Origin of the sequence: Priestia sp. AB, from assembly GCF_028369225.1 — a bacterium.
GTDB lineage: Bacteria > Bacillota > Bacilli > Bacillales > Bacillaceae_H > Priestia > Priestia megaterium.
Map to the genome: position 1 here is coordinate 180,109 of NZ_JAQMYN010000003.1, position 16,026 is coordinate 196,134.

Genomic DNA, 16,026 nt, shown 5'->3' on the forward strand with positions numbered 1-16,026 from the left:
AAAGCAGAACACCTTTTTTACTATTCTATCTCTCCAGACAAATTAAGACTTTTTTCATCATAATCGTAAAAAAACCGCGTTTTTTCTATAATTTTAGACGTATTGTTACAAATTTGTAATATAAAACCTACCATTTTGTCATGAGTTTGTTACATATTGCTGATAGAATAAGAGACAACTATTGGAAATAAAGGAGAAATATTAGATGAAAAAACACATTTTTACATTAGGGGCTACAGCTTTAGTATCAATTGGAATTGCAGACGCAGCATCAGCTGACACAGACACGCATAAAGTAAAAGCTGGAGAAACGTTATTCAGCATCTCACAGCAGCATAATGTAACAGTTGAAGACTTAAAAAAGTGGAATGGCCTTTCTTCGACATTAATTTATGCAAACCAAACATTACAAATTGGATCTACATCTACTGACTCTTCATCTAGTTCAACTCCAACTACGACATCTTCAAACCATACATATACAGTAAAATCAGGCGACACGCTTTATCGTATCGCTAAAAACAACGGTACTTCTGTACAGCAGCTAAAAGAGTGGAATAACTTATCTAGTCATTTAATTTATGTGAATCAAGTACTAAAAATAAGCGGAACAGGAACAGTTTCGTCATCACCTTCAACACCTGTACAAGAAAAAACAAACGAAACGCAAGCATCCCCGGCTCCTAGCAACAGTAAAAGTTACAAAGTTCAGCCTGGAGATACAATGTGGAGCGTAGCACAGCGACACGGCATTTCAATTTCTCAATTAAAACAGTGGAATAACTTATCGTCTAATACGATTTACATTAATCAAGTGCTACAAGTAGGCGGACAAGCTGCAGCTCAAGCAAAACCATCAACGCCAGCGACTACTGCTCCTTCAACACCGTCGACTTCAACGCCGGCACCTGCTCCAGCGCAAGAAAGTAAGTCGGTTTCGAAAGAGATTACAGTTGAAGCAACAGCTTATACTGCTTACTGTGCGGGCTGCAGCGGAATCACTGCTACAGGCATCGACCTAAGGTCAAATCCTAATCGAAAAGTAATTGCAGTTGATCCTCGCGTAATTCCATTAGGTTCTCGCGTATACGTAGAAGGTTACGGAGAAGCAATTGCTGGAGATACTGGCGGTGCGATTAAAGGTACTCGCGTTGATTTATTTATGGCATCTCAAAGCTCAGCTTTAAATTGGGGACGCAAAACGGTAAAACTTCAAATTTTAGATTAATCACTAAAAGCAGAAGCGTGTTAGTCGCTTCTGCTTTTTAATTTTTTTTCAAACATAATCATGTCGATAGCTTGCAGGCCATTCTCGTAAATCGGTGGAACGTACTGCAAAAAGAAATTCTTTTTGACACCCCTTTGATAAAAGCCTGCCTTTTTATAAAATGATATGTTTTCAAGGCTGGAGTCCGCTGTTCCTACAATCATTTTAGAATAATGGTTACCTTCATACAGTACTTCTAACTTTTTAATAACTTTGCTGCCGATTCCTTTTCCTCTGTATGCTTCTTTTAAACCAATATTCTTTACTTCTACTGCCCGTTCCTCTTCATCGGTGAGGCACTGCACAACTCCTATCTCCTTCTTTTCATACACAATGGTAAATAAAGAACCTTCATTTATATACGACTTCACTACTTTTTCGTCTTCATCCCCTATTAATAGCAGGTTCAAATAGGAAGCGCGCCGGTCTTTATCAATTTCAATAAGATCGATACACATTTTCATCCTCCAAAAAATAAGTCAATAATATTGCTGCCTCTTGAAGATGATTTATTATATAGCTCTGAATACCCGCAGCTCGTGCAATATACCACTGTAAAGTGATTGTGCTGAACATCTAGGTATCTAGACAGTCCCGTTCCCGTTGTAGCAATTTCTTTTGTTTTTGCTTCTGTATGTCCGCATTTTATACAACCGTTTTTCCCCATTGTCATACTCCTTTATAAATAAAATAACTTCTTAATTTATATAAACGGATATAAAAGGAAAAAGTTTCATTTAATTGATAAATAAAGGAAAGTAAGAAACCGCATCTCCCACAGAAGATGCGGTTTCTTACTTTTAATATCGACGGGATGACTGTACACTCGATTTCTATAACAGCAATTCTCTTTTCATAATTTCAACGTTTTTTTGATGACATTGTGCGGTGAAATCTGAGGGAAACGCCAGTTTATCATTTAGCTTATCTAGCGCTTCTTTACTGTTTTCTTTCACTGCCGCTTGCAGTTCATCTAAATAAGAGCTGGCCATCTCCACTCGTCTTTGAATTTCAGCTCGGTGATGTGTCGTTTTTCCGTGCCCGGGAACTAGCGTTAGATTTTGGTGCTTGGCTAAAATATGTCGGGCAGTTGCAAGCGTGTCGCGGTAATCGTTTACACTTTCATATATGTACGGATATTCAAAATCCGATAAATAATCCCCTGCAATCCATATCGAATCATCGACAATCATAAATAAGCCATCGTTTGTATGACCTTTTGCAAAATAACAGGTAATGAATGTTTCACCTAAAGTAATATGCTGTTCATTTTCGGTTACAACAATATCTAACTCTGGGAATATAATATCATGGGATCTTTTTATATAATAGTCATGATCAAACTGCTTAATCATTTGAACTTTTTCTTCTTTGTCCGGGTGTTGTTCTAAAAATTTGCTGCCGATAAAGGTGGCATTTAATTCCAAGAAAACCCCATACCCAATGATGTGATCAAAATCTCCATGAGTAAAAAACACATACAGCTTGCGGTGGTTTAAGATCCCTTGAACATGCTGTTTAATTTCATTAATTTCGTGAGGAAGCCACGTTGGATCAACAACAATGACACAGTCTTTTGTTTCAATCACTGCAGATGTTGTTTGAAATAGCGCGCTTTCAAAAACCGTCATTTGCTCCGTTTTATATTGAATCATGAGAACAGCTCCTTATTTTTTCTATCACCTTTATTATAGCGGAAATAGAAAGATAAGGGCGCGTATGACGGTTTATAAAACGAAACTATGCAAGATGTGATAAAATGCGGAACCAGCCAAACAATGAAATCCAAATAGGAATACTAAATAAGGTTCCCCAAAATAAACCTTTCAAAAAGTTCCCTTGATTCATTCTGATATTCCTCACCTTCATAGTATGTTGGTTCTTAGTCTAGCGCAGCTTAATGAAATTTTAGTGAAAAATAAAAAAAGAAGCAGTTGCTTCTTTTTTTATTTATTATAAAATTGGTGATCGTACTTAATTTTCGGCAGCTCGCGTACTTCCTGTGACATTTCCGTTCCGCACATCGGACAGTTATAATCAACCGTAACAAAATCTTCTCTCATCCACCCATTACATGATTCAGATTGACACGCATATACAGTCGTATCCATCATTTGATCTACTTCTTCTTCTACGGCTTTTTTTGCAAAATACATGTGCACAGCTCCCTTTTTTTCTTAGTATATGTAAAATTCCCATTTTTTATTTACAGCTTGATTACTTTTTCATCCGGCGTTATTGGACACCGCTATTTAATTGTGTATAATTAAATAAAAAGCAATAGACTGGAGGCAACATGAATGGAACAACTTTATAAGCAGCTGCAGCTAGAAAATCAGCTTTGTTTCTCAATTTACGCCACGTCTCGAGAAATTACAAAGGTGTACAAGCCGCTGCTCGATAAATTAGGAGTAACCTATCCGCAGTATTTAGCCCTTCTTGTTTTATGGGAACATGAAACACTCAGCGTAAAAAAAATGGGCGAACTTCTGTATTTGGATTCAGGCACCCTTACTCCTATGCTAAAAAGAATGCAGGATCAAGAATTAGTGATTCGTCAGCGTTCTCATGAAGATGAACGCGTTGTTTTTATTAGTTTAACCGAAAAAGGAAAAAAATTACGTGATAAAGCTTGTCATATTCCAGAAGAAGTTTTTAGTATGACGAATAAGTCACAGGGAGAATTAGAAAAGCTGAAAGAAACGCTGCAGGAGTTATTGCAATCGCTGCATACGTACAATCAAAAATAGACCATATAAAATTGCACAAAACAAAAAACGCCTGGATTTAAGAAAAATCCAAGCGTTTTTTGTTTACTCAGCCGTTGTATTTAACGTTACGTTAACATTTCCACGCGTTGCTTTAGAATACGGGCAGAATTGATGTGCATCTTCTACTAGCTTCTCAGCTACTTCTTGTGAAACGCCTTTAATATGAGCGTTTAACACCACTCCAATTTTAAAGCCATCGTCAGTGTGGTCTTTTAGTAGACTTACCTCTGCAGTAATAGACGAATCAATGTCTTTTTTTTGTTTCTTAGCGATTAAATTTAAAGCACCGTCAAAACAAGCAGAATATCCTGCTGCAAACAGCTGCTCGGGATTTGTTCCTTCTTCCTTGTTATTTGGAGAAGGATTTACAAGGGTTAAATCAATAATACCATCATCTGATTTAACTCGACCATCTCGGCCTCCTACCGCTGTTGCTTTAGATGTAAATAGTACGTCTGACATAAGATCACCTCATAGATTATTTTATGTAATTTCATTGCAGACAATCAAAAAAGTCGCAATCAAATTCATTTTGTAATCACTTTGATTACCGTGATAGTAATGTACTTCCCCTTCTATAATGAGTGTAAACCTATTATTTTATACAAAAAAAGAGAGTTACCTCTCTTTTTTTCCTCTTTGTTTTTTTAAACCGCTTTGAATAATGTTATCTCCATATTTTTCACGCAAACTTTCGACCGCTTTGTATAAAGGCTCTTTTTTTGCTTGCTCTCCATATGTAAACAAATCTAATTGTTCTTCTTCCTGAAGATGGTGGCTCACGTGAAGAGCAGCTACGCCTAATAAACGAATCGGTTCTCCGTTCCAGTGCCTTTGAAATAATACCGCACTGTAATGAAAAAGATCTTTTGGCTCGCTAATTGCTTTTGAAATAGTTTGGCTTCGAGTAATGGTTTTAAAATCACTGTATCGTATCGTTAATTGAATCGTTTTGCTTACAACTTTTTTCGCTTTCATACGAGAGCTTACAGAATGCGATAGTTTATTTAAAATAGGGAGAACTTCATGTTCATCTACTGCATTTTGAGATAGCGTCGTAGAGTTTCCAATAGATTTAAACTGTGATTGGCGATCAGGGTTCACCTGTCGATCATCTTGGCCCCATGCTCGTTCTTTCATAACTTCTCCTTTTACTCCGAGAGTTTGTTTAAGAGGACCGGGAGCGGCTTTTGCTAGATCACCGATGGTCACGATCTTAATCGCATTTAGCTTCTCAGCTGTTTTTTTACCGATTCCGTGCATTTCCTCTACGGCTTTTGGCCAAAGAACTGTTTGGACATCTCTTTTTCGAAGGACGGTAATCCCTAAAGGTTTTTGCATATCACTTGCCGTTTTGGCTAAAAATTTATTCGGCGCGATTCCAATTGACACAGGAATTTGCAGCGTCTGTATTAAATGCTGCTGAATGGACTTTGCTATGTCAAGAGGAGAGCCTAATTCAGCACAATTTGTAATATCCAAATAGCCTTCATCAATGGAAGCAGGCTCTAAAAGAGGTGAAATGGTTACTAAATAATCAAACATGTTTTTGGACACTTGGCGATATAATGGAAAATTAGGTTTTATAACAACCAGCTCAGGGCATTTTCTTTTCGCTTCCCAAAGAGGCATTGGCGCATATACTCCGCGGTTACGAGCAATATAGTTACAGGTTACAACAATTCCTCTTCGTTCCTTTGGATTGCCAGCAATAGCAAGAGGCTTATCTTTGAGCGTATGATCATGTGCGGTTTCAACAGATGCATAAAAAGCATTGGCATCAATATGAAGAATAACTTTGCCGTTTTTAGGGTACATCATTTTCATACTATCACCTCTTTCTGTATAATTAATCCCCAAAAGAAGAACGTACATTCTTATTTATTATAACTCTTTTTTTCTATGTTGTGCGTACCTATACTTTATTTTTATTTTGAGCGAACACTGTGTGTCACTCTCTCGTATTCTAATGAAGAAAGGAGGAAGAAAACGTGATTGATCAGCTTATCGGAGCCATTAACCAATTAGGCTACGGATATTTCTTTTTTATCATTTTAGTCGGAGCCAACCTTACTCCTATTCCTGACCCGGTATATATTATGCTTGCGGGCAGTCAGGCTACATCTCCGTCCGTTCAGTATATTCCAGCTTTTATACTTACCTACAGCGGCATGATGATTAGCTTATATCTTAAGTTTTTGATAGCCAGTCTTTTTTCAACTCAGGCGCTTGCGCTATTAAAACGCCCGCGATGGGAAAAAAATGTGATGAAAGTCGAGCGAACGATCCAAGAATATGGATCTCATGCCATCATCGCAAGCTATTTTTTACCAGGAATGCGGCATGTGATGCCTTTTTTTCTCGGAGCAAGCGGAATGAAGCATCGTCATTACATTAAAGTCTCATTTTCTTTTGGTTTCATTTGGACGCTCGCTTTATTTATTTTCGGTTCCTTTTTTAATACAACCTCTTCTTATACTGACGTCATTGAGATCACTTTAGCTTTTTGTGCGATCAGTTTGATTATCTATGCCGTCCAAAGAAGAAAAATACGAAAAAAACAGCAGTAGTTTGTGAAAAAGAACTTTTTACACAAACTGCTGCTGTTTCATTTATATTAAATGACTTCATTATATCCCTTTACAAAGTATTTGCGCGCGCGGTAAAGAGCTGATTTTAACGTAGTCATCTGCATATTTAATAACTCGGCAATTTCTTCATATTTAAATCCAAATCCATATTTTAATAGAAGCAAATTGCGATACTTAGGATTCAATTTATTTAAAATCGCCTGACATTCAGCCGCTTCTTCATTTCTAAGCACCTGCTGAATAGGCGTATACATAACGGGCTCTTCTTTGTAAGAAGACGTATAGCGGTCTTTCACTATTTTACGCCTTCCTAAATCACACCGTTTATTTAATGCGACGCGAAACATCCAAGCTTTTATTTTTTCAGGATCGACCATTTCTTGTTTTTCTAAATATTTTAATGCTACTTCTTGCGTAATATCTTCGGCGTCTTGTCTATTCACGCCATTTTTCAATAAATAAGCCAGCACCTGATTCAAATAATCTTGCAATTCCTCGCCGCACATAATAAGTTCTCCCTTGTTATTTTAGTTTTTCTTTTAGTTCGTTTGGCAGCTCATTTTCATTCAACATGTAAACCTGAGGAGTATCTACTTGATCTTTGTAATAAAAAGCAACAAGATAATCTCCCGTGTCTCGTAAGTTCGCATGTTGAAGAAGTGTTTCTACCTGCTGATTGTTTTTTACTTTAATTGCTTTCTCATCCTTCGTTAGAGATGTAAACTCTTCTTGAAGACGATAATCATTTTTAAGATGAGAAGAATTTTTAAAGACTTCGGTTTTTTCTACGTCCTTTGGCATAATGCGAGCACGTTCATATAAATGCTCTTTCTTCAGCCATGCTTCTACTTCGCTATACGACTTCTCCCAAGATGCTTCTTGAACATACTGTCCTTTTCCATCCATGAAATTGATTGACGCCCAGCTTTCTTTTGTGCTGTACATTTCATCAAACGTTTCGTTCATCATCGACTGTTTGACTACGTGTATAAGCTCTTGCACTTTTTCTGGATTTGTAATATTAATGGAATTTGACTTTCCTGGAACAGAAAAACTTACGCTTTTAATTTTATCTGTGTTTTGTGTTCGTAAAAGCGGATGGAAATTTTCTTTGTACTCTTTTGTTTCCGCAATTTCTTTATAAAAAGCTTTATAATCTGAAAATGGAATAAAGTATTCTCGGACCAATTGTTTTCCATTTTTTAATTTGTAAGCAAATACCGCGATTTTTCCATTGCTGCCCTCTATTTCACTTTGTTTTTCAGGATCCATCTTCTTATCTTTAGATGCTGTAATTTGTTTTTGCAGCTGACGAACGCTCTTAATCGTTTCTTTACTTGTATAGTAATATGGCGCTTCATAATAGCCATTCATTCCCTTTGCATAGTTTTCAGGTTTATCAGTCAATGGATATATATCTTCATCGAAATATACACTTTCAATCTCTGAAGCTGCTGGCACTTTGGTAGAATATCCAAACACATCTAGATGAATGATGAAGCCCACAATAGCTGCAGCTATAACAAACCCTAGATACCCTTTCCATTTCGTAAAGATGCGCCACGTTTTATTTAAAATAATTTGAGCAACTGTATAGCCTATTAATGAACCAATAATATAGCCCACGACCATCCATAAAAATTCACCTTTCATGCTAATAAAGTAAAATCCGCCTAACATGAGTGAACAAGCGGTTACTCCGTATACGAATACAGGTTTTAACCAGCCAACTGAAATGGTTAGCGTAGCAGCTTCTACTCTTCTTTTTTGATAGGTGATTAAAGCAACGATGTAAAATAAGACAATGAGTCCAATATAAACAAATACACTAGTAGAAAAGCTTTTATGAGCTGTCAATTTCGCTACGTGTAAAAACGGGATAAGGCTGTCAACATTTTTGTTCACGTAATAGTCATACGCATAGCCGTACCAGTAAAACTTTACATTCGATATAGCTAAATAAGAAATTCCGCCCGGGAGAAGGAATAGAACGTATAAAAAGATTCCTTGCAGAACAGACATCCCGGTGAACATTCCGGCTAAAACAGTTCCAGTTAGGACAAATAAATTAATCAGAATACCGTACCCGACCCAGCTTAGAACGTCGCCTGTTGTATAAACATTCTCAACAGTTAAAACCCCTTTAACGGCAAAAGTCACGATTCCCGTAATTAAAATCGGAACAACTAAAACCAACGCGCCTAGAAGCATGTTTTGATGAAACAACGTAGAACGTTTAATTGGTAAACTATGAATATAGTCAGCCGCAATCTTCGTTTGTATATATCGAAATAGGAAAATACCAAGTAACACTGGTACAACGAACATAAGCACGAATTCTAGCCCGCCAAATACGTCAAATAACGTGTCTGGTTTCTCTATATAAGGCTCAACCTTTCCTGTAAAAGTGAAAATTAGTTGTAAAGGCAAAGCGAACAGTAGTACTAACAAGTAGACAAGCCCAATCCATCCCACGTTTCTCATGGATTGAATCCACATGCCGCGGTTAAACGATGATGTTTTCGATTGCATAACCCACATCCCCCATTTCATAAATAAAGATTTCTTCCAGCGTAAGTGGCAAGATGTCAAAAATTAAAGGCTTATACGATCGAACTTTGTTGACTAAGTGATTTTCTTTTCCTCGAACAATACAAAGCAAGACGCTTCCTCGTTTTTCTTGATATAAAATGTCCAGCGTGTCATAAAGCGCTAGAGGCACATCTCCTTCAAATGCAACTTGAATTTTGTGCACGTCTGATTTTAAATCATCCAGTTCTTTTTCAATTAATAATTGACCGTGATGCAAGATGCCTACATGATCGCAAAGATCTTCCACTTCTCGTAAGTTATGTGATGAAATTAAAATCGTCATTTCCCGTTCTGCCACGTCTTGAACAAGAAGGTTTTTAATTTTTTGACGCATTACCGCATCTAACCCATCGAGCGGCTCATCTAAGATAAGTACATCAGGCATAGCAGACATCGCTAACCAAAAACCTACTTGACGCTGCATTCCCTTGGACATTCTGTGTACCTTTTTATGTAATTGAATTGGGAAAGCTTCTTTTAATTTTTGAAACCGCTCTTCGTTCCAAGTCGGATAGACGCTTCTATAAAAAGACGCTAATTGCTTAATCGTTGTTTGAGGGAAAAAATAAAGAGAATCTGGCATAAAAATAAGACGTTCTTTTAAGCCAACGTTTTCAAATACTTCCTCGCCGTCTATTGCGATTTTCCCGTGATCTTGCTTGTAAATACCTGCAATGATTTTTAATAGCGTTGTTTTCCCTGCCCCGTTCGAGCCAAGCAGTCCGTAAATAGATCCTTTTTTTATAGAAAGCGTGACGTCTCTTAGAGCTTCCATTTCTTCAAACTCTTTTTTTATCGCCTTCAGTTCAATCACTATCGCTTCCTCCTTTTACTGCTTTTTCAGCCTGTGAAATAAGTGATAGAATTTCATCTTTATCCATCCCTAAATACATAGCTTCTGCCAACAGTTTCACTAATTCTTCTTTCATCTTTTTCACCTTCTCGTTATTTAGTGTATCAACTTGAGGCGTTACAAAACTTCCTTTGCCTGGAACTGAATAAATATAATTCTGATGTTCTAGTTCACGATACGCTTTTTGAATTGTATTTGGATTAATCGTTAATTCTTTTGCTAACAGCCGAACAGATGGAAGCTTTTGATCGGCCTTAAAGACTTCATGAATAATAAGCTCTTTCAATTTATCTACTAATTGCTCGTATATCGGCTTGCGACTACGAATATCTAAATCGAACATAGTCTGCCTCCCTTCATCTACCCAAAATCATGATGTGTGTACTAGGTGTATTAACTGTATTACTCATCGCATTACAGTTAATATTATAGTATGTTTTTTGGAAAAAACAAGTACTTTTTTTACTTTTGTTACAAATAGATGACAAAAAAGTGTTTAATAGTTTTATAGATGAAATACAAATAACTGTAAATGAATTGCGTGTGCTGCCTTCGTTATAAGCCAAAATACTCCTTTAAGTCAGCATCTCGTTTTGTTTGTCTTAGCCAAGTGCCTCTAGTTATTACAATAGTAATGTTTTATAATGTTTATAATTAATTTTTTTAATATAAAAGGAGCCATACTCTATGTACTATGATGCGTTAAAGACGTTTGTTTCTGTTGTAGAAGAGCAAAGCTTTACAAAAGCTGCGGAAAAGTTAATGATTTCACAGCCAAGCGTAAGCGTACACATCAAAAATCTTGAAAAAGAATTTCAAACTTCCCTGTTCCTTCGTTCACCTAAAATGTTAAAAATCACACCCAGCGGCGAAATTTTATACGATCGTGCTAAACAAATGATTCAGATATATGAGCATACGAAACGAGATATTTATGAACATCATCACCGTGTCAAAGGAATGCTAACGATTGGCGCCAGTTTCACGATTGGCGAATATATTCTCCCTTCATTTTTAGCAAAGCTTCGTGAACAATATCCTGATATTGATGTAGAAGTGACTATCGGTAATACAAAGGAAATCGCTCAGCTTGTTCGTCATTTCAAAGTAGACGTAGGGCTTATTGAAGGACACACGGAAGAATCCGACTTACATATTCAGTCCTTTATGGACGATGAGCTTGCCATCGTGGCGTCAGTGGATCACCCTTTAGCTCTGCTTAAAAAAGTAGAAATTGATGATTTACAAAATCAGCGGTGGGTAGCGCGTGAAAAAGGCTCTGGAACAAGAGAATATTTAGATCACGTTCTAATGTCCAACGGTTTAAAAATGAAAAGCATGCTAACGATCAGCAGCAATCAAGGAATTAAAGAAGCCATCGTTCACGATTTAGGAATGTCTGTGCTGTCGCTTTGCGCTATTAAAGAAGATGTAGAACAAAAACACCTATCGATTCTCAACGTTAACACCGCTCCTTTTAAGCGCCGTTTTTCTTATATCTATCCTGCTAACAGCGCTCATAAAAAAGTAGCGGAGCTTTTTATTCAACTTTTAAACTAAGAGAAGAAATTAAGACATAACTAAATTACTTCAATCTAAAGACTAAAGTAGCTAGTATAAATCACTTGCGACACCGCAGTGGATTTCCGTGCAAGACTTCGCTTTCCGCGGGCGGCCGCTGAGCCTCCTCGTCGCTTCCGCTCCTGGGGGGTCTCACCTGTTCCGCTTTCCCGCAGGAGTCTCCGTCTTGCCCTCCAATCAACTGCTAGAAGGAACGAAAAAGATGAAACTATGTTCACCATAACAAAAAAAACGAACCACTAATCAAACATGTTGATCGATGGTTCGTTTTTCACTTGGGCTAAAATCCTTTTGTACGGGCCTCTTTTTTTAAATCAATAGCTATATGTCTTTACATTTTCTTAGTGAACATGCGTCTGCTGAGCCGGCATTTTTGACAAACGAACAGCTAGGAAAAAGGCTGTTGTAAGAAACACACCAATTAAAGCAATAACACCTTTCCAGCCGTACGCGCTCCAGCATAATCCAGCCACCGTCCCGCCAACGCTTGATCCTGCATAGTAAAAAAACAAATACAAAGACGAAGCCTGAGCTTTGTCATGAGTGGCTCTTCTTCCCACCCAGCTGCTTGCAATGGAATGACTTCCAAAAAAGCCAAAAGTCAGCAGCAAAAGCCCGGTAATTTTTATCCATAAAACTGGATGCAGCGTAATGATGGAACCTATAAGCGTAACAGCAATCGTACATAACAGCACTTTTCTCCGGCCGTATCGATCCGCCAGCGTCCCCATCCAGACCGAGCTGAATACTCCTACAAAAAAAATAACAAAAATAAAACTTACAAGCGTATGATTCCAAGAATACGGAGGAGCGGATAAAGCGTATCCAATATAATTGTATAATGCTACGTTACTTCCAAGCAGTGCAAAACCAATAGCAAAAAGACAAAGCATCCCTTTATCTTGAAGATGACTGCGAAGAGAGCCGGTAAGCTGACGAAGTTCAAAGGACCTGGAAGTAAAGTTTTGTGAATCTGGCAAGTTCATAAAAAAAACAAAGGTGGCCAGTAAACTGATTGCGCTTACAACATCAAGAGCTACGGACCAGTTGAAATATTCCGTGAGCACCCCTGTCATAAGCCTTCCCGCAACGCCTCCAAAGGCGTTGCCGCTTATATAAATCCCCATCGCTTTTCCTAAACTCCCTGGTTCAATTTCTTCTCCTAAGTAAGCCATGGCCACAGAAGGCAGCCCTGCTAACACGATTCCTTGAATAACACGAAATACTAACAGCGTTTCAAAGGTAGAGCTAAATGCTGTCATGATGCATAGCAATGACGCAAAAATTAACGATAGGCCCATCAGTTTCTTCCGTCCCCACACTTCTGATAAAGAACCTAAAAAAAGCATGCTAACGGCTAGCGTGATGGTTGTTAACGAAAGAGATAAACTCGCAAACGCCGGAGATATCCCAAACTCTCTAGAAAATTCGGGTAAAATGGCCTGTGTACAATATAAAATCGAAAATGTGTTGAAGCCTGCTGCAAAAAGCGCAACATTTGTTTTGCGAAAAGATGATGTTCCAATTACGGTATAACTCACAGTTGGTCACTTCCTTTTTTCTCTAAAAAAAGCATATCACGGTTTTTTTATTCTGTATAATTCATTATGTAAATCGTTTTCATGCATTTCAGTAATGAGTGAAATAAACAAATATAGAAGGACAACAACCTGATTATTTTTTAAACAGCTGCATGCAAGAAAGAAGATATTATCCTTTCCCGTTTTACACAAGCATAAAAAAGTCGAGCCAATTTTTCATGGCTCAACTTTTTTAATCTAATACATAAGATGCTAATACTTTTTGCACGTCGTAAATACTTTTATCTTTACGAAATTCTTTTGAGATCGGCGCGCTAGAACCCGATACCCAAATATTTAATTCCGCATCTAAATCAAATGTTCCAGCCGTTTCTACGCTAAAATGGGTAATCGTCTTATAAGGAATGGAATGATAATCTGTTTTCTTTCCCGTCACTCCTTGCTTATCAACGATAATTAAGCGTTTCGTCGTAAACACCATTAAATCACGAATGACTTTATATGCTTGTTCCACTCGCTCGTTGGCAATTAAAATGTTTTGTAAATCTTTTTCAGTTCCTCTTATATCTGCTTCTGATGCATTTCCTAATAGTCCATCTAATATACCCATGCTTATCACTCCTTTCTATCTACACTACCGCATTTTGTTCTGTCTGGAAACCCAAAACGTTTTTTTAATGAATTAATTTACTTTCACGCGCTTTTTTTGTTAATTTTGCACTCGTTTTACTAAGAGGCTTATGAAGAAAAATGCCAACGAGCAGCACGCCAAGCCAAATGCAAAGAAGCACCGTAACGTCTTTTCTGACAATGTCCGCTAACATGCCTCCTACCACTTCTCTCATCATGCTTATTGCATAAGTAAATGGTAAAAACGGATTGATTGCTTGAAAAAAAGCAGGCACGACTTGAATCGGAAATGTACCGCCTGCAGCGGAAAGCTGCAGCACAAGTAAAACAATCGCCATCGCTTTTCCTGCATTGCCAAATATCGCAACAAGCGTATAGACAATCGTCATAAACACGAAGCTGCAAAGCAAGCCTAAAAAGATAAAAGGCACTTTATCTACGACGTACGTTTTGATTAAAAACAAATCGCCTATCGTCACAATAAAAGCTTGGACAAGAGCAATAGACAAAAACGTTAAAAGTCTGCCAAGATAAACTTCGTAGCTTTTGAACCGCTCTTCATCCGCTACTTCTACGCTTAAAATCGAAACTAACAGCAAAGCACCGACCCACAAGCAAAGCGTTGTATAAAACGGAGACATAGCTGAGCCGTAGTTCGGAATCGGGTAAAGTCTTTCTTCTTTTAAAAGAACCGGCTTAGCAAAAAAGTCACTTTCTTTTTGCACATCATTCTTTAGCAAATTAATAATATCTTCAATATTTTCTTTTTGCTGAAATTCTCGTATTTTATCCGCTATATTGTGCACGTTTTTTTCAATTCGTGGAAAGTCTTTTGCTATTTCCCCAAGCTCCTGTTGTCCAAGCAAAATACCACTAGCTGTTTTAGACAGGACGTTAGAAACATCCGGTATGCTTTTATTGGCTTCATCAAGCAGTGAGTTTGCGCTTGCCGTTTTATCCTTTCCTTCTTTGATTGCTTGTTGAACAGCAGGCACAATCGTAGAAGAATATGAATTCGTTAACGCATTTAATCTAGAAACGGCTTGATCGGTGCGAGAGCTGAACCTATCAAGTACGCTTTGATTGGAAAAATCCCCATTCTTTGTTTGTTGCTGCAGAATGTTTACATCCGAAAGCTGCTGCTGTAAAAGCGTATTTACATCTTTTACGTCATTAATAACAGGTGAAAGAACTTTTTGTTGAGATAACGCATTTAAATCTGTAAGAAGTGTAAGAATCTCTCCTGTGTCAGCAATTTGTTTTGTTAACTGCCCTTTTAGCTGTTCCGCTGCTGCGTTGACTTCAGCCGGTGCTATATCTTTTTCTATCAGCTGATTCTTCAATTCTTGCACTCCGAGAGCTCGCTGCTGAACACGGTTCAGCGTTTCGTTGATCGTCGGCTCAGCGGTTTTTAAAACTTCGTCGCTTTTAGTTAAAAACGTATTGAGCTGCTGAGTCATCTGTGCGCCGTCAGCTGTTAATCTCTCTACTTCAGGAAGAGCAGCCTGGGCTTTTGATACAATTGCTCCAGCTTTTTGAGTAGTGTCATTCGCTTCATTAATTACTTTTTTGATTTCTGGAAGACGATTTTCAAGTTCAAAAATCCGTTGTTCAACTTGTTGAATGGTTGGCAAATCTCTCTGCAGTGTAATACCTAGTTCGTTAAACACTGAAAAAATAGCTCCATTCGCTGTTTTGACGAATTTTTCACTAATCTGTTGTGTTAAGCTGCTGGCTCCTTTACTTGTAATTTTAGGCGCCACTGCGTTTATTTTTTCGTTCACTTTGTAAATAATGACCGGTTTTTCCAAACGATCTTGAAGAACGGTACCAAGCTTTTGTGAAAAATCTTTTGGAATAACAATACTTGCATAATAGTCTCCGTGCTTTACTCCGTGATCAGCTTTTTCTTTTGAGACAAACGTCCATCCAAGCGTTTTATTTTTTTTTAACGTTGCAATAATATCTTTTCCCACGTTCACGTGCTGACCTCTTATCGTAGAACCTTCGTCTTTGCTTGTTACTGCAATGGCAATACCTTCAGTCCGCCCGTATGGATCCCAAGATGCTTTTATATTAAACCATGCGTAAAAAGACGGCAGAATCATAAGCGTCAGCACAATGATAATCATCGCCCAATTGGTGAAAATTCTTTTTAAATCCCTTGTATAAATATAAACAGTATTTTTCATATGTCCCA

18 protein-coding genes are annotated in these 16,026 nt (G+C 37.7%); 4 read left to right on the forward strand and 14 right to left on the reverse strand.

The window, feature by feature from the left end:
- Positions 1-205 precede the first annotated feature (205 nt).
- Complete coding sequence (locus tag POF52_RS10585) at positions 206-1,228, forward strand: LysM peptidoglycan-binding and 3D domain-containing protein (protein WP_271992495.1); 1,023 nt, start codon at positions 206-208, stop codon at positions 1,226-1,228.
- 20 nt (positions 1,229-1,248) lie between these two features.
- On the opposite strand, the gene POF52_RS10590 is transcribed toward POF52_RS10585, so the two are convergent.
- The 4 genes from POF52_RS10590 to POF52_RS10605 form a co-directional block, all read right to left on the reverse strand.
- Positions 1,249-1,725: a GNAT family N-acetyltransferase gene (locus POF52_RS10590; protein WP_053215312.1), complete on the reverse strand. Its 477-nt coding sequence runs from the start codon at positions 1,723-1,725 to the stop codon at positions 1,249-1,251.
- Positions 1,726-1,727: 2 nt separating this feature from the next.
- Positions 1,728-1,934 (reverse strand): zinc ribbon domain-containing protein, encoded by a 207-nt coding sequence (locus tag POF52_RS10595; RefSeq protein ID WP_013083089.1) that lies wholly within the window; start codon positions 1,932-1,934, stop codon positions 1,728-1,730.
- Between the two features lie 166 nt (positions 1,935-2,100).
- Complete coding sequence (locus tag POF52_RS10600) at positions 2,101-2,922, reverse strand: MBL fold metallo-hydrolase (RefSeq protein ID WP_271992500.1); 822 nt, start codon at positions 2,920-2,922, stop codon at positions 2,101-2,103.
- Between the two features lie 291 nt (positions 2,923-3,213).
- Entirely contained in the window at positions 3,214-3,423 is a 210-nt protein-coding gene (locus POF52_RS10605; protein WP_013056977.1) for a cold-shock protein, read from the reverse strand.
- A gap of 144 nt (positions 3,424-3,567) precedes the next feature.
- Between POF52_RS10605 and POF52_RS10610 the strand changes: the two genes are divergently transcribed.
- Positions 3,568-4,017, forward strand: a complete 450-nt coding sequence (locus POF52_RS10610; protein ID WP_013083086.1) for a MarR family winged helix-turn-helix transcriptional regulator — start codon at positions 3,568-3,570, stop codon at positions 4,015-4,017.
- Between the two features lie 63 nt (positions 4,018-4,080).
- Here the strand turns inward: POF52_RS10610 and POF52_RS10615 are convergent, their stop codons facing one another.
- Together POF52_RS10615 and POF52_RS10620 are read right to left on the reverse strand one after the other, a co-directional pair.
- Positions 4,081-4,500, reverse strand: a complete 420-nt coding sequence (locus POF52_RS10615) for an organic hydroperoxide resistance protein (protein ID WP_013056975.1) — start codon at positions 4,498-4,500, stop codon at positions 4,081-4,083.
- 156 nt (positions 4,501-4,656) lie between these two features.
- On the reverse strand, positions 4,657-5,865 hold the full coding sequence (locus POF52_RS10620) for a DNA polymerase IV (RefSeq protein WP_271992508.1): 1,209 nt from the start codon (positions 5,863-5,865) through the stop codon (positions 4,657-4,659).
- 164 nt (positions 5,866-6,029) lie between these two features.
- On the opposite strand from POF52_RS10620, the gene POF52_RS10625 reads away from it, so the two are divergent.
- Positions 6,030-6,608 carry a DedA family protein gene (locus POF52_RS10625; protein ID WP_016764043.1) on the forward strand — a complete coding sequence of 193 codons (579 nt, stop codon included), beginning with the start codon at positions 6,030-6,032 and terminating at the stop codon, positions 6,606-6,608.
- Positions 6,609-6,655: 47 nt separating this feature from the next.
- Here POF52_RS10625 and POF52_RS10630 read toward each other — a convergent pair whose 3' ends face one another.
- Genes POF52_RS10630 through POF52_RS10645 form a run of 4 tightly spaced genes read right to left on the reverse strand, consistent with a single transcriptional unit; the run spans position 6,656 to position 10,417 of the window.
- Positions 6,656-7,135, reverse strand: a complete 480-nt coding sequence (locus POF52_RS10630) for an RNA polymerase sigma factor (protein WP_013056972.1) — start codon at positions 7,133-7,135, stop codon at positions 6,656-6,658.
- A 16-nt stretch (positions 7,136-7,151) separates the two neighbouring features.
- Positions 7,152-9,161: a DUF6449 domain-containing protein gene (locus tag POF52_RS10635; RefSeq protein WP_271992511.1), complete on the reverse strand. Its 2,010-nt coding sequence runs from the start codon at positions 9,159-9,161 to the stop codon at positions 7,152-7,154.
- Positions 9,136-10,035: an ABC transporter ATP-binding protein gene (locus tag POF52_RS10640; protein WP_025752330.1), complete on the reverse strand. Its 900-nt coding sequence runs from the start codon at positions 10,033-10,035 to the stop codon at positions 9,136-9,138. The genes POF52_RS10635 and POF52_RS10640 overlap by 26 nt, the downstream gene beginning before the upstream one ends.
- The gene (locus tag POF52_RS10645) at positions 10,028-10,417 is read right to left on the reverse strand and encodes a GntR family transcriptional regulator (RefSeq protein WP_013083081.1); all 390 of its coding nucleotides are present in this window, start codon (positions 10,415-10,417) and stop codon (positions 10,028-10,030) included. The genes POF52_RS10640 and POF52_RS10645 overlap by 8 nt, the downstream gene beginning before the upstream one ends.
- Before the next feature lie 344 nt (positions 10,418-10,761).
- Between POF52_RS10645 and POF52_RS10650 the strand changes: the two genes are divergently transcribed.
- Positions 10,762-11,634, forward strand: a complete 873-nt coding sequence (locus POF52_RS10650; protein ID WP_271992514.1) for a selenium metabolism-associated LysR family transcriptional regulator — start codon at positions 10,762-10,764, stop codon at positions 11,632-11,634.
- A gap of 35 nt (positions 11,635-11,669) precedes the next feature.
- Here the strand turns inward: POF52_RS10650 and POF52_RS10655 are convergent, their stop codons facing one another.
- From POF52_RS10655 to POF52_RS10670, 4 genes are all read right to left on the reverse strand, one after another.
- Positions 11,670-11,876, reverse strand: coding sequence for a hypothetical protein (locus tag POF52_RS10655; RefSeq protein WP_271992516.1), 207 nt, complete (start codon positions 11,874-11,876; stop codon positions 11,670-11,672).
- Positions 11,877-11,996: 120 nt separating this feature from the next.
- The gene (locus POF52_RS10660) at positions 11,997-13,196 is read right to left on the reverse strand and encodes an MFS transporter (RefSeq protein WP_271992518.1); all 1,200 of its coding nucleotides are present in this window, start codon (positions 13,194-13,196) and stop codon (positions 11,997-11,999) included.
- A gap of 232 nt (positions 13,197-13,428) precedes the next feature.
- On the reverse strand, positions 13,429-13,806 hold the full coding sequence (locus POF52_RS10665) for a PH domain-containing protein (RefSeq protein ID WP_014460184.1): 378 nt from the start codon (positions 13,804-13,806) through the stop codon (positions 13,429-13,431).
- Positions 13,807-13,870: 64 nt separating this feature from the next.
- Entirely contained in the window at positions 13,871-16,018 is a 2,148-nt protein-coding gene (locus POF52_RS10670) for a YhgE/Pip domain-containing protein (protein WP_271992521.1), read from the reverse strand.
- Positions 16,019-16,026 lie beyond the last annotated feature (8 nt).

Bases quoted from the DNA above. Each gene is read 5' to 3' on its own strand.
- POF52_RS10610 (WP_013083086.1), top strand. From the start codon at position 3,568: ATGGAACAACTTTATAAGCAGCTGCAGCTAGAAAATCAGCTTTGTTTC.
- POF52_RS10645 (WP_013083081.1), bottom strand. From the start codon at position 10,417: ATGTTCGATTTAGATATTCGTAGTCGCAAGCCGATATACGAGCAATTA.
- POF52_RS10655 (WP_271992516.1), bottom strand. From the start codon at position 11,876: ATGGTGAACATAGTTTCATCTTTTTCGTTCCTTCTAGCAGTTGATTGG.
- POF52_RS10635 (WP_271992511.1), bottom strand. From the start codon at position 9,161: ATGCAATCGAAAACATCATCGTTTAACCGCGGCATGTGGATTCAATCC.
- POF52_RS10585 (WP_271992495.1), top strand. From the start codon at position 206: ATGAAAAAACACATTTTTACATTAGGGGCTACAGCTTTAGTATCAATT.
- POF52_RS10630 (WP_013056972.1), bottom strand. From the start codon at position 7,135: ATGTGCGGCGAGGAATTGCAAGATTATTTGAATCAGGTGCTGGCTTAT.
- POF52_RS10590 (WP_053215312.1), bottom strand. From the start codon at position 1,725: ATGTGTATCGATCTTATTGAAATTGATAAAGACCGGCGCGCTTCCTAT.
- POF52_RS10600 (WP_271992500.1), bottom strand. From the start codon at position 2,922: ATGATTCAATATAAAACGGAGCAAATGACGGTTTTTGAAAGCGCGCTA.
- POF52_RS10615 (WP_013056975.1), bottom strand. From the start codon at position 4,500: ATGTCAGACGTACTATTTACATCTAAAGCAACAGCGGTAGGAGGCCGA.
- POF52_RS10665 (WP_014460184.1), bottom strand. From the start codon at position 13,806: ATGGGTATATTAGATGGACTATTAGGAAATGCATCAGAAGCAGATATA.
- POF52_RS10595 (WP_013083089.1), bottom strand. From the start codon at position 1,934: ATGGGGAAAAACGGTTGTATAAAATGCGGACATACAGAAGCAAAAACA.
- POF52_RS10670 (WP_271992521.1), bottom strand. From the start codon at position 16,018: ATGAAAAATACTGTTTATATTTATACAAGGGATTTAAAAAGAATTTTC.
- POF52_RS10620 (WP_271992508.1), bottom strand. From the start codon at position 5,865: ATGAAAATGATGTACCCTAAAAACGGCAAAGTTATTCTTCATATTGAT.
- POF52_RS10650 (WP_271992514.1), top strand. From the start codon at position 10,762: ATGTACTATGATGCGTTAAAGACGTTTGTTTCTGTTGTAGAAGAGCAA.
- POF52_RS10605 (WP_013056977.1), bottom strand. From the start codon at position 3,423: ATGTATTTTGCAAAAAAAGCCGTAGAAGAAGAAGTAGATCAAATGATG.